This is a genomic window from Homoserinimonas sp. (genome assembly GCF_056262345.1).
This window is the reverse complement of record NZ_JBACFR010000236.1, coordinates 1-2,442: the sequence shown is the minus strand read 5'-3', so window position 1 is coordinate 2,442 and position 2,442 is coordinate 1. Positions and strand designations below refer to the sequence as shown.

Sequence of the window (2,442 nt, the reverse complement as noted above, 5' to 3'; positions counted from 1 at the left end):
GTACCACCCGGGGCGCAGCCTGATCAGGGATCCATCCCGGACACTCTTGCGCAGACCCCACCGGTCGATCCCCCGCCTCGTCAGCTCGGCTGCACTGAACACCCCTATTTCCACCCTGATGGGACGCGCCGAATCCCGCGCCGGCCCCACATCGCCAAAAACGGCCCCGTGAGCTTGGCCCAAGGGCACAGTTCCCTCGGCGGCACCCGACGGGGACGAAGATGTCCCGTTGTCCGACGGCTGGTCACACCACCCGCTGCTCCCAACCGGGCACAGCGGCGCCAGGCGCAACGACGCAAGAACAGACCCTGAACCAGCAAACGCTCCACAAACACAAAGACGCTCCACCAATAGGTGGAGCGTCTTTGTAGAAGTGGAGCGTTCAGCCGAGGGCTAAAAGATCACCAGCTGCTCTTCTGCACACCGGGCAGCTCGCCCGCGTGTGCCATCTCGCGCAAGCAGATACGGCACAGGCCGAACTTGCGGAAGACCGAGTGCGGGCGTCCGCAACGGTTGCAGCGGGTGTAGCCACGCACGGCGAACTTGGGCTTCTTGTTGGCCTTGTTGACCAGCGCCTTCTTTGCCATGTCAGTTGTCCTTCGCGTTTGAGTCTTTGAACGGGAAGCCGAGCTGACGCAGCAGTGCCCGACCTTCGTCATCGTTGGTCGCGGTGGTGACGATGGTGATGTCCATGCCGCGGGGCCGGTCGATGTTGTCGATGTTGATCTCATGGAACATCGACTGCTCATTGAGACCGAAGGTGTAGTTGCCGTTGCCGTCGAACTGGCGATCGCTCAGGCCACGGAAGTCCCTGATACGCGGCAGTGCGATCGAGACGAGGCGGTCGAGGAACTCCCACATGCGGTCGCCACGAAGCGTGACGCGCGCGCCGATGGGCATGCCTTCACGCAGCTTGAACTGCGCGATCGACTTGCGAGCCTTGCGGATCTCGGGCTTCTGGCCGGTGATCAGCTCGAGGTCTTTGACCGCACCGTTGATCAGCTTCGCGTCACGGGCGGCGTCGCCGACACCCATGTTCACGACGACCTTGACGACGCCGGGGATCTGCATGACGTTGTCGTAGTCGAACTGCTCGTTCAGAGCGTCTTTGATCTCCGCGCGGTAGCGGAGCTTCAGCCGAGGCTGGATCTTCTCAGTGGTGCTCATGTCAGATGTCCTTCCCGTTCTTGCGGGAAATGCGCACGCGCTTGCCGTTGTCGTCGGTGCGGTAACCGATGCGCGTGGGGTTGCCGTCAGAGTCAACGACCATCACGTTCGAGACGTGGATGGCGGCTTCCTGGGTGACAATGCCGCCCGAGGATGCGCCACGCTCGTTCTGCGAGGCGGAGGTGTGCTTCTTGATCCGGTTGACGCCTTCGACGAGGACCCGGTTGCGCTGCGGGTAGGACTCGATGACCTTGCCCTTTGCGCCCTTGTCTTTGCCTGCGACGACGATCACGGTATCGCCCTTGTGAACCTTCATATCAGAGCACCTCCGGAGCCAGCGAGACGATCTTCATGAACTTCTTCTCACGCAGCTCGCGGCCGACCGGGCCGAAGATGCGGGTTCCGCGCGGATCGCTCTCGTTCTTGATGATGACGGCAGCGTTCTCATCGAACTTGATGTACGAACCGTCCGGACGACGACGCTCCTTGGTGGTGCGCACGATAACCGCCTTGACGACCTCTCCCCGCTTGACGTTTCCGCCGGGGATGGCGTCTTTGACAGTGGCGACGATGACGTCACCAATGCCGGCGTAGCGCCGTGACGAGCCTCCGAGCACGCGGATGCACAAGATTTCCTTGGCACCGGTGTTGTCGGCGACCCGCAGGCGTGATTCCTGCTGGATCACTTTTTCTCCTTGACCTGGCTGGTAAATATGTGTGGCGGATTTCCGTCCCGACACACGCGGTCCGTTGCCATCGGTGGCGCGCCTGCCTGCAGTTATCCACCACAGGGGGTTCGCTGCTCGACTTGCGGACACAATCGTGCCGCGGGCAACCGGTCAAGCATAGGTGAAAGACCAGGTCGGATACAAATCGCCGCTGGTCGCGACCGCTCACCAGTCGTCGAGTGAGGTGAACCCGTCCTGGATCGCGCGGGCGAGCAACTGAGATTTGGTCCGGGCCGGCCTACCGACGAGCGAGTATTTGGACCGAATCCTGGTGATGTGGGTGTTGACCGTCGCCTGCGATATATACAGCTTCGCGGCCGCCTCCCCTTTGGAATCGAAGGCGAACCAGGCGAGGAGCACTTCGACCTCCCGGGGCGAGAGAACCGGGATGCGAGCTGCATTCAAGGGGGCTATAGAACTGTCGACACTCATGGGCGACTCTTTTCGTCTGCGATGTTGACGTCATTGCACAAGCCCCCCGACCCTCACCAAAGCCTAGGAAGCCCAGGCCCGCCCGGTAAGTCCCCAGTTCTGGGGGGACAACCCC

5 protein-coding genes are annotated in these 2,442 nt (G+C 62.0%); all 5 read right to left on the bottom strand.

The window, feature by feature from the left end; genetic code table 11:
• Positions 1 to 401: 401 nt before the first annotated feature.
• The 5 genes from AC062T_RS11410 to AC062T_RS11390 all read right to left on the bottom strand — a co-directional run bounded on the left by AC062T_RS11410 (position 402) and on the right by AC062T_RS11390 (position 2,327).
• On the bottom strand, positions 402 to 587 hold the full coding sequence (locus AC062T_RS11410) for a type Z 30S ribosomal protein S14 (protein ID WP_023955966.1): 186 nt from the start codon (positions 585 to 587) through the stop codon (positions 402 to 404).
• A gap of 1 nt (position 588) precedes the next feature.
• Positions 589 to 1,167: a 50S ribosomal protein L5 gene (gene rplE / locus AC062T_RS11405; protein WP_476030135.1), complete on the bottom strand. Its 579-nt coding sequence runs from the start codon at positions 1,165 to 1,167 to the stop codon at positions 589 to 591.
• Position 1,168: 1 nt separating this feature from the next.
• Entirely contained in the window at positions 1,169 to 1,483 is a 315-nt protein-coding gene (gene rplX, locus AC062T_RS11400; protein ID WP_476030133.1) for a 50S ribosomal protein L24, read from the bottom strand.
• A 1-nt stretch (position 1,484) separates the two neighbouring features.
• Positions 1,485 to 1,853 carry a 50S ribosomal protein L14 gene (rplN, locus tag AC062T_RS11395; RefSeq protein ID WP_020109916.1) on the bottom strand — a complete coding sequence of 123 codons (369 nt, stop codon included), beginning with the start codon at positions 1,851 to 1,853 and terminating at the stop codon, positions 1,485 to 1,487.
• 207 nt (positions 1,854 to 2,060) lie between these two features.
• Positions 2,061 to 2,327 carry a response regulator transcription factor gene (locus tag AC062T_RS11390; protein WP_476030130.1) on the bottom strand — a complete coding sequence of 89 codons (267 nt, stop codon included), beginning with the start codon at positions 2,325 to 2,327 and terminating at the stop codon, positions 2,061 to 2,063.
• Between the last annotated feature and the right edge of the window lie 115 nt (positions 2,328 to 2,442).